Raw genomic sequence first — 19,330 nt, 5'->3', positions numbered from 1 at the left:
ACTCACTTCTGCTTCCAGCACTGGTCCACCACGTCTTGCGTATCCGTCGTCCAAGGACTGTTCAAACTCAAAGGCCGATCATCCAGTGTTTCCTCGCTCACAATCCCCGAAGCCATGCACATATGAATCGACTCATGGAGCATCGCCATCGCGAGATTCTCCAGATTGTCTTTTCCAATGTACTCGGACCCCTTGACTGGCTTATTGCAAAGACTCTTCTTGAACGCGACTGTGTAGTGGTATCCCTCCTCCATTCCCGGCCAGATTCCTCTGGCAAACGAGTTCAACTCCTCCGTCTGCGGATAAATAATAGGACTCATCTGCTTCCAATAATCCGTATGCGCCTGGATGGTAACTCGACCTTTGACCCGAGTATCGTTTACGTGTTCGGTATTCTGGAGAACCTCAATCAGGTAAACGATGGGGTATGTATCGCTTTGAAGCATCTGGCAGACGTCACACGGCGTCTTGCACTTCTTGCATCCACCGTCACAACCCGCCTTTTTTCTCGCGAGTTTGAGCGCCTCATCCCAGTTGTTGCAGATTGGGGCGCCAGGTGACAGCGTGAAGAGCCCCGTTGGATCAACAGCACCTAGGGGGTTGTTGTCGGCGTACCCATATGTGGAGCCGAGGGACATGCCCGGGACCACCGACGCCAACGGCTCGGGCTGCATGTACCGTCCCGTACCAGGCTCATAGACACGGAACCAGTTCTCCAGCAGATCCGCCTCGGGCTCCATGAACGCGCCCCGGCGGGTATTGGCCGCGGCGACGAGCTTGCGCTGTCCCGGGTAGTGCAGGTTGGAGGCAGCACCCGGGGATTGCCGCGTGTACTGACGGAGCACGGCGAAGCCCGCTTGCTGCTGGCCCTGGTTGCAGCCCGCGCTGCTCCAGATGCCCACGTCCACGCTCCCGGACAGTTCGGGCGTCCAGGCGGTGCGCAGTACACCGCCATCGTGCGGCCAGGTCCACAAGACCTCACCCGTGACGCTCCGGCGCACCTCGAGGCTGTCACAATCCGCCAGGTGGCTCTCCACGAGCAGGTGCGAGGGAGACGACAGCGAGAGCGTGGTCGTGGACCCCGCCGCGGGATAGGGATGGGGAGAGGCATGGCCCGTCAGGACCGTTTCCGAGGCACGGCCCCAGGTCGGCTTGACCTCCGCGAGGGTGAAGGAGGACGGACCCGCGCACGCTCCCGGCTCCAACACCACCTGGATCGAGGCCCCCTGCGCCGGCAGGCTCGCCGTCTCGAATTGAGCCGACTGACTCGCGGACAACCGCTTGAGCAGGTGTCCCTCCGCATCCACCACCGCCACGCTGTCACAGGACGCCAGGGCGTAGTTGGTGAAGCGCAACACCGCCGAGGCGGAGGCAGGCAACACCACCTGGGTCGACGGAGCCGCGCGGCTCAGGACGACGTTCGACGGCACCGCGGGCGTCGGCCGCGCCGTGCGGGCACCGAACGACGAATAATCGTAGTTGCGGATCACGTGACCGTCGGCGTCCGCCTCCACCAACAGCTCACCCAGGTGACCTCCGAACAGCCAGGTGACTCCCTGGTACGTGGTGGTGCCATTCACGGCCTCCACCGAGTCCACGCGGGCCACGGGCATGCCATTCAGGTAGACGTACTCCCAGACAGGCCGGGGGTATTGGGTGGTGAGACTCGCCGCGCCCGTCTCCACAAGCAGCGACCCACCGCTGTCCACCCAGTAATCCGTCACCAACTCGTTGAGCGGCCACACCTCGCGGACACGCTGCCGCCGGTAGTTGAAGTGCTGCCGACTGTACTGGCCGCCCGGCCCCACCACGGCGCCTACCTGCTCGCGACTGTCGTAGCACATGGCCGCCAGCCTGCCGCCCGTGTTCACCTGGGTGACCATGCCACTCGTGGAGTAAGTGAACGTTCGAGTGGTGGTGGGACCGGACGGGCTTTCCGTGGTGCTGACACTCGACAGACGAGAGTTGTTGCTGTTGTTGTACGTGTACGACGAGGTCCTGCTCATGCCCGAATTCTGGGGGAAAGAGCCGAAGGAGAAGGAACGGTTGTCATCCGTCGTGTAGAGGTACTGCTCCACGTAATCCGGACTGCTGTCGATCATCAGGCGTCCCGTCCCGGGCTCGTACGTGTAGCCTCGAGTCCAAGCCGGAACGTTCTCCTCGATGCGATTGGGACTGCCGCGTCCGTTCACGCGAGGCTCGAGCGTACCGTTCACCTCTTCGCCAAAGACACGGTTGCGGACCAACGCACCGCCAGGGCCCTGGGTGAGCTTCCACTCACGCGGAGCACCATCCATCCAGCGCGACAGACTCCACATGAGACCATTGCCCGCGGAGTAGGCCCTGAGTCCCCCACCCGACCAGACCAGGCCCGTCGTGAGAGGAATGGACGAGGCTCCCACCTCCAGCACCATCGCGGAGAGCTCACGGGCATGCAGCACACCCGTGGGGTAGTCGTAACGGATGCGCGCACCACTGGGGTAGCGCAAGGCGGCGAAGGTACCGTTGGTATTGTATTCCCATCGCATGGTCTTCGCGCAGGTGGCGCCTGGAGCAACCCTCGCCTCGAAGCGCGGCCGCCCTCCCACGGTGTACCCGAAGTAGGTGTTGCCCGAAGGCTCCGTCACCGCCGTGAGGCGACCCATTCCCTGGCTGGCCCCGAGCGCCGTGCCCGTCGCGCAATCGAGGATCATACTGGCCGCATCCGTGTCGTGGGTGAAGCTCACGGAGTAGTCCGGCCCCGTGATGGACAGGGCCCGGCCACGCGCATCATACGCCGTGGTCAGGACCTCTCCGGTCGGCACGAGTTCCTGCACCCGATTGCCCGCTTCGTCATAGACATAGCGCCGGGTCCCCAGGGTGATGCTCGTCACCTCCACGAGCCGACCGAAGTCATCGTACTTGTACCGCATCCGCGGAGTGCCCGAGCCAAACACACTCGTCTCGTTCACCTCCGCGAGGTTGTGATGCACATCGTAGAGCAGGTTCTGGGTGACGTAGTCGCCCCGGGTCACCTGGGACAGCCGCTGGAGCTGGTCATAGATGTGATTGGTGGGTGCGTCCGTCTCGCTCCCCTCGGTCACCGAGGACACGCCCACCTCCGTGGTGGTGAGGTGCCCGTCTTCGTCGAAGGTCGAGAGGTGCACGGCGGCCCGCTCGTTGTCCTGTCCATCCGTCCGCATGTAGCGGATCTCCGCCTTGCGACCTTGGTCGTCGTACCCATAGCGGGTGGTGCGCACCACGGCGCCGTCGCGCGAGTAGCTCTCGCTCAGCATGCGGCCCGCTTCGACAAGGGCCGTCCCCCACTCGTACGTGATCTCCTCATCGAAGACCGGAGGCGTCCCCGAAGGGGTGCTCGTCACGCCCACGGAGGTCATCTGACCGAGGGTGTTGTGGCTGTAGATCAAGCGAGCGCCGCTGGGCAGTTTGACTTCCTGCTGCTTTCCCGCCGCCGTGTAGGTGAGGACGGTCGGCTGCGTGTCATCCGGCCCCTGCGCCGTGAGAATCCGGCCCATGGCGTCGAAGGTCTGGACCGTGGCCTGGCCGCTCTCGTTCAGGATCCGCTGGGCACGCCCCAGGGCATCGTAATCCTGGTACTCGGTGAGCACCCGGGTGCCGTGGAGGATCCTCTTGAGCCGACCCGCCGACGCCTGGGGGCCCAGCACGTCGTAGTACTCATAGGTCAAGGTATCCGCCGTGCCAGGCAGAGGCCCGTCCTTCTGCGTCAGCAGTCCCTGGCTGTTGTAGGTGAACTTCGTCACCTCCATGCGGTTGACCCAGGTGCCATTGGTGTTGCCCAGGGTGCGACCGAACCGGACTCGCTGCTGCACCTGCGAGGTGAGCGCGGAAGCGGGCGTGTTGTAGGCCGTGGGGACCTGGCAGGAGGCATTGCCGCAGAGGGGGTCCACCGCGGCGCTGTGCGCCGTGTAGTCGTTCACCGAGAACGTCTGGGTTCCCACCGTCGTGTCCACGCTCTTGCGAGCGGTGTAGGCGTCACGGTTCGAGTTGGCCACGTACCCCTTGAACACCTCGTGGGCGAGTTCCTGATCCGTCGGGCTAGCGCAGCTCGCGAGCCCTCGGAGCGTCGAGGTGCGGCGGCCCAGCGCGTCGCGCAGGTAGCGCGTGTAGAAGCCATCGAAGCCTCGCTCGCAGGTCGCGGCCTGGATGCCCGTGGCGGGCACCGTGACTTCCTTGATGCGGCTCGAATCACAGCCCTGGGCATTGCTGTGACAGACCGTCTTCAGCTTTCCTCCCTCCCAGGTGTAGTCCAGGTTCTCGCGGGTCGACCGCACATGCGTGGTGCGGACGCTCGACGTCGAGAGCACCCGGCCCGCCGAGAACGTGTAGCGACCCTCGGGGTTCTCGTGGACCGTCACCCGGCTCTGCCCCAGGACTTCCTGGTGGTAGGTGAAGGACTCCACCAGCGCCCCCACCCCGTCCGTGGCCGACGTCAACAGCTTCACCGTGGCACCGGGGTACCGGGGGAAGGCATGGGTGAAGGCGTAGGCGTAGTGCTCCTGCCGGTTGTCCGGCTGGGTCACCGTCACCAGGTAGCCGCCGGTGTTGTACGCGTACTGCACGAGCGGCTGGGTGCCCGCGGCGTCCCGGGACACCGCGGCCAGTCGGGTCGCGCCCGGCCACGCGGTGGCGTGATAGCTGAACCACAGCTGATGGCCGAAGAGGAAGTCCACCCGGCACAGCACGCCCGCCGGTCGGGCCGCGGTCACCGGACAGCTGAGCCCATCGGCATACACCAGTTGCGCCTCGCCCCCATCCGGAGCGCGAAGCAGCACGAGTTGTCCGAGCGCATCGAACACCTCGGTGCTGGCATCGAACTTCTCCATCACCCAGCGCTGCGTCCCCGAGTCATAGACGAGACGCCGCCCAGGCATCCGGCCCGCGTAGGAGCCATCCTGCTGCCGGGTGAAGTTCTCCGTGCCGGTGTCCGCCTTGCGGTACGTCACGACCTGGGGTGGGGAGTTGCCATCGAAGACCAGTCGGGCGCCATAGGTGTCCGTCCAGCCCGGGCCGAGTCGGCCAATCTCATCCCGCCCCCCCTTCGATTGCGCCCAGTGGGTGGAGTACGTCCGGCCCATCAGCAGGGCGGGCCCATTGGGCATGGCGAGGTGGGTATCTGTCCGCTCCAGCCAGGCGAACTGATTCAGCACGTCCACCGGACGACCGATGTTTCGCTCCGCGGGCTCATCCCCACACTCGGCACACCGGCAGGGACCACAGCCTTCATCGGTGGCCTCGCCATCACAGCAGGCCGCCACGTCGGCCATGCGGCCGCCCGAGGAGACGTTCGACGCGGGAATGGCGTCGAACGGACTGCAGAGCTGCTGCGCCGCGGCGCCCACGGGGAACAACGCATACAGCGCGGAACAAAGACTCAACACACGAATCCGAAGGGGTCTCATCAATTTCTTCCCGTGGGCACGCAGTACCCGAGCAATCCCGCACCTGTCTGCCGCATCTCGCATTCCTTCCCCGTGGCACAGGGCTGGGTGTCACTGCACGCGGTCGTGCAAATCCGTCCGGAGTGTCGCTGCAAGCACAGGCCGGACGCGCAGCCCTGGCAATTCGCCGTGCTGGTGGGGTTACAAGCGACGACTCCCGTCAGTAAGGCCTTCGCCGACTCACTGGCGGTGGGCTCCTCGATGGTGGCCTCGGGTCCCGCGTTCAAACAGGCGCTGGCCAGACAGCACCAGGCCCACATCCACAAGGGCAAAGCTCTTGATTTCATTCGCATGTGAAACACATCCAGGTTCAGCGTCCAGGTGTCCGTACGTGTTGAACAGCAGTACCGCGGGCGAGAGAAGACAGCCTTCTCTCAAGAGCGTGAGGTCTTGGTGGGAGGGATGAGTTGGGTGGATCCGCGCACACGTGTGACGTTCGCGCGCCCGCGATGTCGAAACGTCCATTCACTCGGGAGAGCGCCCCGTGGGCCGAGAACACAGACGGCCCCAGGCCCAAGGCCCTGGCTCAGACCCCGTCTTCAGGATTCATGGGGACTGTCTACCAGTCCACTCACAGGAAAACTGTGAAGCGGCTCACTCCGGCGATGTGACGCACCTCACTCGCCAGGCCACGGCTTCGCTACCTTCCCAACGTCACTGAGCGTGCTTACCCATTCGACCACGCTGGCTTCACGGGTGAAGCCAGGGCTCGGAAAGGACCTTCAGCTCGTGAAGAAATTTCTCTTGGGATTGGCCGCGACCGTGTCGCTCATCGCCTGTGGTGGCACCGAGCAGGACATGCAGCAGTCCACGCTGACCGAGGAGAGTCCCTCGGCGCTGGTGGTGGAAGGCGACGGCATGTCCGAGTCGCCCATCGCGTCCTACGAGGAGCCCTCCACCGACGCCATGAACCCCGCCGCCACCTGCTGGGTGGTGCTCGAGTACTGTAAGAGCCCGTCCACGGGCGGTCCGGTGTGTACCTTCAAGAACTGCACGCCCCAGCGCGCGGTCCGCGAGTGCAACAACCTCATCCAGAAGAACTGCTGAGCCCCTGGCGTCGCCGCTCCTCGCGGGTGGCGACGATGTGGCGGAAGGGCACCACGCGGGTCAGCTCGTCCAGCGTGGTCAGCCCCGCGCCAATCTTGTCCAGCGCGTCCTCGACCATCGACCGGAAGCCGTGCTGGCGCGCGTGCTCGCGCAGCCGCGCGTTGTGGGCCCCGGTGACGATCAGGTCCTGGAGGCCTGGCTCCACCATGAGCAGCTCGTAGATGCCGACACGGCCGCGATAGCCCGTGTGGTGGCAGTGCGCGCACCCCTGGCCCTTGCGCGGGCGCAGGCCGTCCAACAGGCCGCCGAAGAGCGCCGTCTGCGCCTCGGTGAGCACCGCCTCCGTGGAGCACTTCTCGCAGACGCGGCGCGCGAGCCGCTGCGCCAGCACCGCCAGGAGCGCATCCGCGATGTCCGTGTCGTCCAGCTCCAGGCCGCGCAGGCGGCCGATGGCGCCCACCGCGTCCGCCGTGTGCAGCGTGCTCAGCACGAGGTGACCCGTGCGCGCCGCGTTGAGCGCCGTGTTCCCCGTCTCCAGGTCGCGCACCTCGCCCATGAGGATGACGTTGGGGTCCTGGCGCATCAGGGCGCGCAGCAGCAGCGGATAGGACATCTGCTCGCTGACCTGCTTCTGGTTGACCTTGGGGACGAAGTACTCGATGGGGTCCTCGGCGGTGATGATCTTCCGCCGCCCGTCATTGAGCTGGGACAGGGCCGAGTAGAGCGTGGTCGTCTTGCCGCTGCCGGTGGGACCGGTCACCAGCACGAGCCCCTCGGGGTTGGAGAGCAGTTGCAGGAAGACACGCTGCATCTCGGCGGTCATGCCGAGCTTGTCCACCGGGACGAGCCCCGCCTGCGCGTCCAGGATGCGGATGACGACATCCTCGCCCGCGGGGCTGGGCACCACGCTCACGCGGAAGTCGATGAGCTTGCGCTTGTCCTCGCGCAGCTCGATGAGCGCCCGGATGCGGCCGTCCTGGGGCCGACGGCGCTCGGCGATGTCCAGCTCGGCGAGGATCTTGATGCGGCTGACCACCTCGCGCACGGACTCGGGATCCATGTCCGTGTACATCTGGTGGAGGATGCCGTCGATGCGCAGGCGCACGTCCACGTCCTGGGCATAGCTCTCGATGTGGATGTCCGAGGCCTTCTTGTCCACCGCCTGCGCGAGGATGTGATTGACCATCTCCACGGCGGACGGAGGCCCTCGGGACGGCGGCGCCGGGCGGATGACGAGCTGGGCCTCCGTGCGCGGCCCCTGCCCGAAGCCCGTCTGGAGGGCGGACTCGATCTCGTAGCGGTTGAGCCGCACCGGCTGGATGGGCCGCTCGAGCAGGTCCCCGATGCGCAGGAGGATGTGCTCGTCGTCCGGCTGCACCATGCCGATGGTCACCGGGGCGTTGGACTGCGTCGGGTCGACCTTGCCCAGCACCACCACGAGCAGCCGACGGCAGAGGGACTCCGGCAGGAGCCGCATGGAGTGACGATCGAGTGGGAACTGCGAGAGCTCGGAGAAGCCTTCGGGGCCGGTCGGCATGGAGGCTTCTTACTTGAAGGAGGCCCGCCCCTCGAACGCCTGGAGCTCCAAATAGTGCCGCGCGAAGGGACGCCGAGCGAGGGGGCGCGCGAAGAACGGCAGGCGTCTGAACAGGCGGAAGCGGCCCTCGGGGTGGACGCTCACACGCAGGGGCCTGTCCGTGAAGAAGTCGAACCGGAGCGCGTGCGGCCCCAGGGGTTCGAGCCCGCTCAGGATGCCGGGCGTGTAGATCCAGCCCACCGAGAGCCCATCCAGGAGCTGGAAGCGCGCGTCGAGCAGGAGGATCTGGAGCCGCTCCTCATAAGGACAGTCGTCGGTGAGGAAGAGCAGGAAGAGCCCCGAGGGAAGCCGGAACTGGGCCTCCAGGAGGGCGGCGGAGACGCGGAGGCCCGTCTCCCGTCCGTCGTGGCGGAGGTGGCCCGACTGGAGCGAGAAGACCGCCACCGGGGTCATGGGGCGCACTCCGTCGTCGAGCGACGCTCTTCGTGTGAACGCTCACAGATTTCGAGGAAGCCCACCGCTTCGCCTCGCAGTGAGGGGTGCGATGGGTCCGCGAGAGTGCCAGCCCGCGCCAATGCCGTCGGCGAAGTCGTCAAGCAACGCCCGCACGTCACATTCACGATCCACTCGCGCCGTCACCTCGGACCAGACATCAAGCCACAACCGGTAGGCTGGAACATCCACCGCGAAGACCTCCGTGCCGCATCCGGCCACGTCGAACGAGGACACGGCATTGGCGCCAGCGACGGCGAGTGCTGCGGGCGCCGCATGGAAGTACGCGGCTGGCATGGGGACGAAGAGGTGGAATGACGCGCGGTGGCGAAGGAGTTCGCGCACTCGGGTTGCCTGCGCAAGCAAAAACCCCTGTAACCGTTCACCGCATCAGGCGGCCAATCACTCCCCTTCCCGAATGACAACGGTCTTCAGCCCCGCGACGTTCCCATCGACGTCTAGGCCCACGATGTACAAGGTGCCGCCTTCAACCCTGTTGTCGAATCTCCTGGAGTCTTCGGAGGCCCCCGCCTCGCCCCTCTTGTCCTTGTCGATGTCGACAATCACCTTATGGATCTCGCGCAGGTTGTCCTTCATCAGCTGAACGATCTCCTGTGCCCGCCCCCGGTCGTAATCCTCTTGCTGCGCCTTGCAGAGGGCCTGGAGGCTATCCTCCCCGGGTTCGAAAGTGACGATCTTATAGTGCGATTCTGCCGTCAAACGGATGAGCGGGCGGAAGGCGTCGGCGGTGAGGTGGGCAAGCTTCGCTTCGGCGAAGAAGGACTCGATGCTCGTGGCTTGCTCAGGATTGTATCGGCCGTCGTACACGATTCCATTGGAGATTCCACTGATCTCCGCACTGAGCTTCCGGCCATTGAATTGGGTCGGCTTGAGCGACTTGGCGAATTCGACGGCGAGCTTGCCAAGCTCGGACATGAGCGCGACTTCGTCCTCGGAGAGGCCATTTTTGTCGAGATCGACACGGTCGACGAGCTCGGCCACGGCGTAGGTGACCGCGGCGTGGATGTCCTTCTTCGTCATCCGGGCGGAGCGCTTGGTGTCACGGTGAACCACGAAGCGATAGAACGCGTCGACGAAATCACGCTCGTTTCCCTGCAGCGAGACCAGCTTGGTGCGGATGTCCTTTTGACTGACGATGCCGTCGGGCCCCGCGGCATCCAGGAGTTGCCTCGCCGCATGCCAGAAGGCGTCATGCACTTTTGAGGTGTCGAGGTTGCTCATCTTTCTATCCCTTCCTTGGTGAGAGTGGCGGGGAAGTGACGCTCCCCCAATACAATGCAGTGGAACTTCCAATGTCCGCGACCGAGGTCGACCGGGGCCTTGTTTCCATGTCTCGGCGTCAACCACATGCATGAAGCACCGAATCAATTCACCGCCCCTCGCGGGCGGCGAAAGATTAGGGAAACACTCGTGCGGAACAATCTCCGAACAACGCAATCAACACGAAGCTGTTGCGTAATCAACTACTCAGCACGCGGAAGGCAGTACGCCCATCTGAGATAAACCAAACGCTCGTATCCTCTTTCGAGCCCTCTTGTTTCAGTTGCCAGAAGGCGTCGAAACCATAGAGGCCAAACTCATCATCGTGCTCAACAGGGAATGCAAACCTCCGACTGGCTCATCAGAAAGCGCGCTCTCCACGAAGTACAGAAACCCTCGATCAGCAGAAGGATGAGTTCGTCTTCAGCTCGGAACCTCGCGTCACCGGCGCGTCGCTCCGCTAAGACTTTTCCCCGATGATGAGACGCTCTGGACAGGAATGGCGATGCCCGGACCACTCGGTGAAGGTTCACATTCCCAGCGAGCGTCATCAACAGTCAGCGCGAACCTAGTGTATTCAACGGCCGTTGCTTGCTGATGCCGGAAGAAGGCGGGGCCGCGAATCCGAACCCGTGTTCCGACGCCTCTGACAGGACGCTCAACACGCTTAACAGGGTCGTCTTGCCGCTGCCGTTGGGGCCTACGAGCGCACAGACACCGTCCGCCTTCCACCGCTCCGGCGCAAGGCGCGATGGTTGTCGACCTCGAGTTCAAAACCCATGACTCGCCAATGCGGAAGAGACCCGCGACGGCACGTCACAGCGGCCCTAGTAGCGCCCCTTGAGGCCCAGGATGGGCAGGGCGATGGGCAGGCCCACCGCCGTCTTGGTGAGCTGGCCCGTGGGTATGCCGCTCGGGGTGTACCCGTAGGCGTAGTCGAAGCTGATGGTCTCCCGGTTGATCGTCACGTTGAGCATGTCCAGGTACAGCTCCAGCGAGAACGTCTCGTACGCCCACGCCTTGGCCAGCCGCACGTCGAACCGGAAGAAGGCCGGCAGCCGGTCCACCTGGTCCAGGTCCACCCGCCTCCAGCGCGGCAGGCCGTCGCGGTCCGTGCCCTCCACCAGCGTGCGGCTCGTGAGGTGGCCGGACTCGGGCCGGCCGGTGTTGAAGTGCAGCACCCCGCCCAGGGTGATGTTGTTGGCGAACTTGTAGTTGAGCACCAGGTTGGCCACGTGCGTCTGGTCGAACACGTAGGGCAGGTACGCCTGGGCCTCGCCCACCGGCTCGTCGTTGGTGTCGTAGCGGGTGAAGCGCGTGAGGCGCGTGCTGCGCTGCAACGAGTACGACAGCCAGCCGAACCAGTTGCCCCCCAGCGGCTTGCGGATGAGCAGCTCCAGGCCGTAGGACAGGCCCCGGCTGCGGAAGTTGCCCAGGTCGCTCAGGTCCGGCGGCGGAGGCGGCCCGCCCTCCTCCTGGAAGCTCCGGCGCACGCGCCCCGTGGGGCCCGGCGGTCCACGCGGGTCCGTCGGATCCACGGGCACGGGCACGTCCGGGAAGGACGGCGCCGTGTCCTCCTCACCGAACGGCGTCAGCTCCACCGTGCGCAGGAGCGGATTCACGTACCCGTCCAGGCTCACGTCGAAGCCCCCGAGGTTCCGGTACTCCACGCCCGCGGAGATCTGGAGCGCCCGCTGCAGGCCCTGCCCCAGCGCCGCGATGTCCACGATGGGCAGGCTGATGAGCGTCGTGGGCGGCTGGTGGTACAGGCCCACCCCGCCCTTGAGCGTCAGCGCCTCGCTCATCTGGCGGCGCACGCTCACCCGGGGCTCGGCCACGAACGCGTTCACGCCGCCGGACAGGTGGTAGTTGTCCAGGCGCAGGCCGGGCACCACCGTCCAGGGTGAGCCCTCCTCGTGCCAGGTGGCCTCGCCCCACAGGCCGCTGAACGTGGCGAGCGCCACCGGCAGCTCCACGCGCAGGTCCTGGAAGGAGCCCCGGCCCGAGGGCGTCCGCTCCGTGAGCGCGATGATGGCGCGCTTGCTCTCCACGTCCAGGCCGCTCGTGAACGACAAGCCCCGGCCCAGCGAGCGCGAGTAGCCCAGGCGCGCGGTGACGTTGCGCTGGTCCACGTCGATGAGGTTGCCGCCCGCGCGCGGGTCCAGGTTGGACAAGGCGAAGCGGTCCAGGCCCGCGGTGACCCCCCCCTCCAGCTCGCCGCCCGCCACCGGGTGGCGGTAGCGCAGGTCCACGCGGTGGAAGAGCACCGACTGCAAGGCCGTGGTGCCCGCGTTCGTCACCGCCTGGGTGCCGAAGGTGTCCGAGGAACCGAAGGCGAACAGGCGCAGCCGCCCGGGGCCAATCGTCTGCTCCACGCGCGCCTGGTAGTCGAAGAAGTCGAGCACCAGCTTGGAGCTGTCCGCGCCGGGCGGGCTCAGGGCGTTGGCCGCGAGCGCGATGAGCCACGGCGTGTACGACAGCCGGCCCGCCACCGAGACGTTGGTGCCCGTGGACTGGAAGGGGTACTCGATGAAGAGGCCCGCGTTGATGAAGTCCGCGTAGGCGCTGCCGTGCACCCGGTCATCGCGGGGGCGCGTGAGCCGCCCCTCCACCGCGCCGCCCGTGAGCCGCCCGTACGGGGTGGGCGGGTTGCCCGGGTAGAAGTCGATGGTGTCGATGAAGTCCGGGTGGATGACGGCCGGACCGAGGAACAGGTGGAAGAGGATGGGGACGCGGATGCCGTCCAGGAAGTAGCCCGTGGCGGCCGGCTGGCTGCCGCGCACCACCGGGTAGGACACCCCCGAGAGCATGCTGCCCACGCCCGGCAGCAGCATCACCACCCGGAAGGGGTCGCCCTGCGTGCCCGGAATCTCGCGCAGCTCGTTCTCGTGCAGCGTGACGCGCGACACCTCCGTGCGCTCGCGGTCTCCCCGGATCACCGTCTCGTAGGGGTTCACCACCAGCGGCTCCAGGCCGTACACCACCTCCAGGGCCTCGCCCGCGCGCACCAGCTCCCGGAAGAAGCCCGGCTTGTGGCCCGGCGCGGTGACCCGCACCGTGTGCGAGCCCGTGCCCAGCCGCGCCTCGAAGCGTCCGTCCCCGTCCGTCTCCCCGGGCGCGCCCTCGGCCGAGTCGAACACGAGGATGGCGCCCACGATGGGGGCACGGTTGCCCTTGGTGCGCACCCGGCCGCGCAGGGTGACGGGCGCGAGCGGCGCGCCGGACTCGGACACCTCGACGGGCGCGGGGGCCTGGAAGTGGTACTCGAAGGCGAGGCGCACCGGCACCGCCACCCCGTCCACCCGCGCCGGCGTGAAGCGCAGGCCCGTGGCGGCGTGCAGCGCGGCCTCGTCGAGCAGGGGGTGGGTGCCCTGCTGGAGCTTCACCTCGGCCACCTCGCCCTCGGCGTCCACCAGCAGCTCCAGCCGCACCGTGCCGGGCACGGGCTGGGCGGCGAGCGCCTCGGGGTAGCGCGCGGGCGAGTCCGTCACCAGCGTGGGCGGCTCGAAGCGGGGCGAGCCCCCGTCCGCCTCCGGCGCGCCCACCTGGAAGCCCGCGTCCCCGCGCTGGACGTCCAGCTCGCGCTCCACCGTGCCCGCGTCCGCGGCGCCCCGGCCCCGAGGCCCCTGGAGCTGCTCCTGGAGGCTGCCCGGCGGCGTGGTGGGCGTGGGCAGCTGGGCATGCGCCGTCAGCGCCCCCAGGCACAGCACGAGCCCCAGGACCTCCAGCGGCCTCCTCCAGCGACCCCATGCGACTGTCATGAGCGAACCCACCCCCTCCGAGAGGAAGGCCCATGACGCCGGGAGCCCCGCCAGAAGACAAGCCCCGTGTGCGCCGACTGTGCGCTCAGCGCTTGTGCAGCGCCGAGGCCACCAGGCCAATGAGCTTGAGCTGGGCCCCGTCCAGCTTGCGCAGCGTGCGCATGAGCCGACGCAGCTCGGGCACCTCGTCGAGCTCCTCCGGCGAGGCCTCGGCGGCCCACGTGGGCACCTCACCCGTGTTGAGCCCCAACAGGGAGTCCGACGGCATCCGCAGCGCGATGCACAGCCGCCGCAGGGACGGCACGCTGGGCAGCATCCGGCCGCGCTCCAGCCGGCCGTACACCTCGGTCGCCAACCCCACCCGCTCGGCCACGTCCGCTTGTGTCAGCCCCGCGCGCACCCGGGCCTCGCGCGCCAGCTCGCCCACGTTCGCCGCCAGCTTGCTGGTCGAAGGTTGTCCCATCGCGTGTCCCTGGCCCTCGGTAAGGCGACCCATCAGGCGGGTTGATTAGGGTCGGACAGGCGGTCCGCGACAGGACAGGAGGGGTAGTTCAGCGCACCGAGAACTCTAAGAGTGCTCGCGCGCGCGGGGGTTTGCCTCCGGCCGTCGTCCTCAGGCGCCCGCCCCAGCGCTCCGAGGTGAACCCGACGTTCCAGGTGGTCCAAAGGGCCCAAGCCAACAGGTGAGGGGATGACCATTCACATCCCCCATTCGATTCAGGACCTGTTGCCTCCTGCGCGAAATCACGGCGGACAACCCAATCCGGCGGACCCCACCGTCCGGGCTCCCAGAAAGTGGGGGTCGAAATCACCCCACCCCCTTTCCGCACCCCGTCAGCGGGGGATGATCCGGTGGAGCACGTGGGCGTTCTCCATGTGGAGAAGCCAGCCCCGGGCATCGAAGAACACCAGCTGGTTGCCCACCCGGCGCACCCGGGCCTCCGGATGGGCGCCCTCCAGCGACACCCGCGCGAGCAGCTGCCCCCGGGACCGATCCCAGAGGCCCAGGACGAGCCCCTCGGCGGGAGCCGGGCGCGCCTCCAGCGTCGCGATCCACGGGATGCCCAGGTGCACCCGCAGCAGGTCGCCCTCCTCCGGCGGCTTCGGCGGAACGAGCTGGGGGTTGTCGGCCGGGGCCAGCCACGACAGCCGCGCGCCGGGAATCCCCGTCACCGCCAGCTCCCCGTTCGCCAGCAGGGACAGGTGCGGGAACACCGGCCACTTGGGCGCGGCGGACACGACGTGCCGGGCCCGGAGGGTGGGCCCTTCCCGCAGCTCATAGGCCCAGCGCTCGAGCAGGAGCGGGCCCGCGAAGGACTCGTGCGCGCACACGAAGCTCATCCGGTGGGTCCCCGCGGTGAGGGCCACCACCGGCCCGCCCACGTCCGTCACCCGCCACAGCGCCCGGGGCTCGTCGGCGAGCGCGTCCAGGGCCAGCACCGTGTCGCGCTCGGCCACGAACCACAGGCTCCCGTCGTACTCGGGCGAGAAGGCGTCCACGCGCAGGTCGCACCAGGTCGTGGCCCGGCGCCGCACCAGGTCCAGCCGGGACACGCGGTGCAGTCCGCCCCGGGGCGCGAGCGCCAACGCCCGGTCCCCCTCCCACGAGAGCACCAGCGAGAAGGCCGGCACGTCGAAGTGCGCCACGCACCGGCCCTCGGGCGAGAGCAGCCGGGCCCCCCGCTCCCCCAGCGCCACCAGCACGCGCCCCTCCGCCAAGGGCACCGCGTCATGGAGGGGCCAGGGTCCGCCCGTCTCCTCGGCGAAGGACAGGAACATCGGCTGGGAGGGCACCGGCACCCGGGGGGACAGCGCGGGCAGCTCCGCCGCGAGCACCGGATCCTTCATGGCCTGCACGAGGCGCTCGAACTCCCGGGGTTCGAAGAGCACCCACTCCGCGGCGACGTCGCGCATGAACCCGCGCAGCGACTCGCGCAAGAGCAGCGTGCGCACCTCGCCGCCCTCGCTCGAGTCCGCGAGCGCGCGCAGGAAGCGCAGCCGCGCCTGGGCCTCGTGGCGGCCCTCGCCCTCCCAGAGCGCGTGCAGCCGCGGGCGCAGGTCCTCCAGGCGCTCGGGGAAGGCGAGCAGCAACCGCGCCAGCGCCTGGGCCCCGTCACCGCCGCCCGCCTCCACGGCCCGCTCCAACCACACCCGGGCGAGGCCCCGCGACTCCACCACCGGCCACACCACGTCCGCCGCGCGGCCGTAGGCCCCCGCGCTCGCGAGCACCTCGCCCCAGAGCAGCCGCAGGGCGCGCGCGTCGGTGGGGTGGGTGCACGCGAGCCGGCCGATGGCGTCCTCGAAGGCACCCGTGCGCCGGGCCACGTCCACCGCGCGCGCCACGTCCCGCGCCAGCAGCCACTGGCGCACCACCAGCCCGGGCGCCAGGCCCCGGCCCTCGGCCAGCTCCGCCGCGAGCCGCGGTCGGCCATGCCGCTCCAGCAGGGACACGGCCTCCTCCGCCTCGTGCAGCAGCTCGGCGAGGACGAACGCCGCCTCCTCGATGCGCCCCTCGCGCTCCAGCTTGCGCAGGGCCCCGCGGTAGCGCTCGCGCAGGGCGTCGTAGAGCGCCTCGCCGCCCCCGAACACCGTCCGCCCGCCGCCCGCCAGGGGCTGGACGGCCAGTGTCTCGCGCGGCCCGGGCAGGTCGAGCGACACCCGCGTGGACTCCGACAGCTCCCCCTTGCCCAGGGGAATGGCGTAGCGCAGCGCCTCCTCCAGCGCGCCTTCGTCGAAGAGGTCGAAGAGCCGCCGCACGTAGGCCGCCTTGCGACGGCCGAGCCAGGTGCCCAGCGGCGTGGCGGTGGCGAGCCAGCGGGAGAGCCCCGCGGTGAGCCGGGACCACGCCCCTTCCGACGAGGCGGCGGGAGCGGCGGAAGGAGGACGGGAGGAGGCCGGGGTCTCGTGCCGGGCGCGCCACCACCCGAGGAGCCGCGCGAGCAGGCCCGGTGGCGCCGTGGCGGGGACGAGCGCGTGGGGCTCCGGAGCGGCACGGCCCTCCAGGCGGGCCCGCAGAGCCTCGGCCTCGGGCGCGGCGGCGCCCACGCCGAAGGTGGCCCGCGAGGGCGGTGGCACGGGCACGGGCACCGCCACGGGGAGCGGTGGTGCGCCCAGCCCCTCGACGGCCACCACCGTCCAGCCCGACGTGTCGAGCCAGGCCGACACGTCCACGCGCTCGGCGGCCCCGAGGGCATGCACCTGCGCGACGCCCGCGCGCACCCACACCACCGACCCGGGCGGAGGCGACAGCCGCTCGCGCTCGGAGGGGGACAGGGGCGCGGCGCACCACACGCCCTGCTCGTGCGTGAAGACGAGCCCCGGCGCCGTGGCGCAGTCCATGCGCACGGGCTCGGGCAGCCGCCAGAGCAGGCCTCCGCCCAGCGCGAACACCTCGCCGCCCGGCGTCCACGCCGCCAGCACCCGCCGCCGGGCCTCGCGCTCGCCGAGCCACGGGGCATCGAACCAGAGCGCCGCCGCGGTCACCCGGCCCCGGTGCACCTGCTCGCGCGGACGCACGGGGCTCATGGCGTGCCTCCCGGCGGGTTGTCGATGACGAGGGCCCGGTACTGAAGGCTCCACACGCCCATCCGCCCCGACTCCGTGAGCCACGCCAGCAGGGGGACCCCGGGGCTGACGCAGCAAGAGCGCACCCGCTCCGGCGCCACCACCAACCGCTCCGTGCGCTCCGCGGTGACACACTGGAAGGTGCGCTGGTCCTCGGCGAGCACCACCAGCCCCACCGTGCTCGACTCCGAGGGCCCGTGCGCGAGCCCCACGACCCGCGCTCCGGCGGGCACGTCGAGCCGCTGGTCCTCCGGCACATGCGAGCCCCGGCCCAGCCTCCATCCGCCGGACGCATCGCGCCACGCGAGCCGGGGTCCGGCGTGTTCGTCCCACCCGAGCCCCTCGATCATGAAGTGGGCCTCGAAGGGCAGGGCATCCTCGATCCGCCGCGACCAGTAACCCAGGCAGCCCGTGAAGAACGCGCGCTCGGGGCGCACGTCCTCCCCCAGGGTGCCGCACACGAAGAAGAAGCGGCCCCGGAACTCGGTGAGCGCGGTGACGGACTGGAGCAGGACCCGGTCCGCGGAGGGCGTCGGCCCCTCGGGTTGAAGCGCGACGAGCCGGCCCCCGTCATCCAGCAGCAGGGGCGTCTCGCGGCCCTCCGCGTCGCGCTGGGACATGAGCAGGCAGGGCGCTCCGCTCCGAGGGCGCATGAACTGGGAGGGCTCCAGCGCCCAGGCGAGCCCGGACGGGCGTCCCTGGAGCTGCCCCCGGATCCGGAGCTTGCCGGCGTGCAGGGTCAGCACCAACAGGCCGCCGGTGGGCCGCCAGCCGAAGGCCAGGACCCGCTCGTCCGGCCGGGACAGGAAGCGCCGGGGCCTGGCCAGGGTGGCGCGTGGGGAATGGGGCGGCGCCAGGACGGACACGCTCCCATCCGCGTGGGACAGCAGGAGCCGCAGCCCCTCCGGGGAGAAGCGCAGGGAGCGCACGGGGCTGTCGAACCCCGACCGGGGCGCGGCGGTGGCGGTGCCGAAGGGATCGCGCAACAGCCGCACGCATTGGGCCACGGGGGGCAGGTCCAACACCACGGGCCGCACGGGGCCTCGCGCGGGCCGCACCTCCACGGCGAGCCGCCGCGGTCCCGGTGCCACCACCTCGTCCACGGCCACCCGGGACAGGCCCTCGGTGCCCCGCAGGCGGCCGAGCCGCGCGCTTCCCACCAGCCAGACCTCCTCGGCGGCGCCCGCGCCCCGAAGGCCCTCGCGCCAGGCGCCGAGCCGTGCCTCGTCGGGAGGCTCGGCGCGGCGGCGTTTGAGCCAGGTGTCCAGCGTGGCGGCGGTCACGCCCGGGGTCGTGCCCTCTTCCGGAGACGCCTGGAGCACGCCCCAGAGGAAGTCGGCGCCCGCGGCCTCGGCGCGCCGGGCGAGCACCACGAGCAGCGCCAGGTGCGCGATGCGTGGGGCGCCCAGTTGATCCGGCCCCGCGTCCAACAGCACCACGCACCGGCGACCTTCCCGGGGGGCCCGGAAGGCGGGCCGCAGATAGGCCTGCTCACCGAAGGCGGCGCGGCGCACGAACTCGTCCGGGGCCTCCATCGCCAGGAGCCACTCGCTCACGAGCAGACGGTCGGGCGTTCCGCGCCGGGTGAGGCCGTCATAGCCCTGGGGCTCGCCCCCGGAGGCATCCCCCCGGATGCGCGGAGGCCCGAGCGCCGCGGCCAGCCGGGCCACGGCGCCGCCCAGCGCGAGCGCCAGCTCCTCCGGAAAGAGGGACAGGTGCGCCGCCCAGGGACGCAGGGCCTCGGGCAGCACGGTCATGGCGGCTCCTGCCGGGCACACCAGGCCCTCAAGGCCTCGCGGGACAGGGGCCGCGCGGGCCCCACGGGCACGAGCTGCCCCGAGCGCGGCAGCACGGCGAGCGGCGTGGTGCCTCCGGCCCGCGAGACGAGCGCGCGCTCGAGCAGGGCGGGCGCCACGTCCGGCGCGAGCGTGCAGGGCAGGAGCAGCGCGGGCGCCCGCGCATCGCGGCCGAGGTAGAGCACGCCCTCGGCCCAGGGCAGCGTGTCCGGGTCTCCCAGGAGCACGAGCACGCCCGCGCCCGCCACGCCGCGCCAGAGCCCCAGGCGCGTGTCGTCCTCGCGCAGCACCCGCCGCGCGAGCCCGAGCGCCACCGGCCCCACGCCCGCCACGGCGAGCGCGGGCAGGGGCTCGGCGCGGGGAGACCAGAGGAGGGCGGTGGCGGTGTCCATG

General features: G+C 69.3%; 11 protein-coding genes and 1 pseudogene. 2 read left to right on the top strand and 10 right to left on the bottom strand.

What is annotated here, in order from left to right; all coding sequences use genetic code 11:
- Positions 1–2 precede the first annotated feature (2 nt).
- Positions 3–5,396: an RHS repeat protein gene (locus tag I3V78_RS05495; protein ID WP_204485259.1), complete on the bottom strand. Its 5,394-nt coding sequence runs from the start codon at positions 5,394–5,396 to the stop codon at positions 3–5.
- 36 nt (positions 5,397–5,432) lie between these two features.
- Here I3V78_RS05495 and I3V78_RS05490 point away from each other — a divergent pair, with 36 nt between their 5' ends.
- Both I3V78_RS05490 and I3V78_RS05485 read left to right on the top strand, forming a co-directional pair.
- A complete protein-coding gene (locus tag I3V78_RS05490; RefSeq protein ID WP_204485258.1) occupies positions 5,433–5,756 on the top strand; it encodes a hypothetical protein in 324 nt (107 codons plus the stop codon).
- Between the two features lie 432 nt (positions 5,757–6,188).
- Entirely contained in the window at positions 6,189–6,506 is a 318-nt protein-coding gene (locus I3V78_RS05485; protein ID WP_204485257.1) for a hypothetical protein, read from the top strand.
- Here the strand turns inward: I3V78_RS05485 and I3V78_RS05480 are convergent.
- The 9 genes and pseudogenes from I3V78_RS05480 to I3V78_RS05440 form a co-directional block, all read right to left on the bottom strand.
- Entirely contained in the window at positions 6,487–8,043 is a 1,557-nt protein-coding gene (locus I3V78_RS05480) for a GspE/PulE family protein (protein WP_204485256.1), read from the bottom strand. The genes I3V78_RS05485 and I3V78_RS05480 overlap by 20 nt on opposite strands.
- A 9-nt stretch (positions 8,044–8,052) precedes the next feature.
- Positions 8,053–8,496, bottom strand: a complete 444-nt coding sequence (locus I3V78_RS05475) for a hypothetical protein (protein ID WP_204485255.1) — start codon at positions 8,494–8,496, stop codon at positions 8,053–8,055.
- 441 nt (positions 8,497–8,937) lie between these two features.
- Positions 8,938–9,777: a nuclease gene (locus tag I3V78_RS05470; RefSeq protein ID WP_204485254.1), complete on the bottom strand. Its 840-nt coding sequence runs from the start codon at positions 9,775–9,777 to the stop codon at positions 8,938–8,940.
- A gap of 596 nt (positions 9,778–10,373) precedes the next feature.
- Positions 10,374–10,529, bottom strand: a pseudogene (locus I3V78_RS40300) (AAA family ATPase); the annotation flags it as partial.
- A 114-nt stretch (positions 10,530–10,643) separates the two neighbouring features.
- Positions 10,644–13,577 carry a TonB family protein gene (locus I3V78_RS05460; RefSeq protein WP_204485253.1) on the bottom strand — a complete coding sequence of 978 codons (2,934 nt, stop codon included), beginning with the start codon at positions 13,575–13,577 and terminating at the stop codon, positions 10,644–10,646.
- 85 nt (positions 13,578–13,662) lie between these two features.
- Positions 13,663–14,040 carry a helix-turn-helix domain-containing protein gene (locus tag I3V78_RS05455; RefSeq protein ID WP_204485252.1) on the bottom strand — a complete coding sequence of 126 codons (378 nt, stop codon included), beginning with the start codon at positions 14,038–14,040 and terminating at the stop codon, positions 13,663–13,665.
- A gap of 371 nt (positions 14,041–14,411) precedes the next feature.
- The gene (locus tag I3V78_RS05450) at positions 14,412–17,102 is read right to left on the bottom strand and encodes a bpX6 domain-containing protein (RefSeq protein ID WP_204485251.1); all 2,691 of its coding nucleotides are present in this window, start codon (positions 17,100–17,102) and stop codon (positions 14,412–14,414) included.
- Positions 17,099–18,898, bottom strand: a complete 1,800-nt coding sequence (locus tag I3V78_RS05445) for a WD40 repeat domain-containing protein (RefSeq protein WP_204485250.1) — start codon at positions 18,896–18,898, stop codon at positions 17,099–17,101. The genes I3V78_RS05450 and I3V78_RS05445 overlap by 4 nt, the downstream gene beginning before the upstream one ends.
- Positions 18,895–19,329: a bpX5 domain-containing protein gene (locus tag I3V78_RS05440; RefSeq protein WP_204485249.1), complete on the bottom strand. Its 435-nt coding sequence runs from the start codon at positions 19,327–19,329 to the stop codon at positions 18,895–18,897. The genes I3V78_RS05445 and I3V78_RS05440 overlap by 4 nt, the downstream gene beginning before the upstream one ends.
- Position 19,330: the final 1 nt, after the last annotated feature.

Source organism: Archangium primigenium, assembly GCF_016904885.1.
Classification (GTDB): domain Bacteria; phylum Myxococcota; class Myxococcia; order Myxococcales; family Myxococcaceae; genus Cystobacter; species Cystobacter primigenius.
Note: the sequence above shows the minus strand (reverse complement) of the source record. Positions and strands in the feature narration are given on the sequence as shown.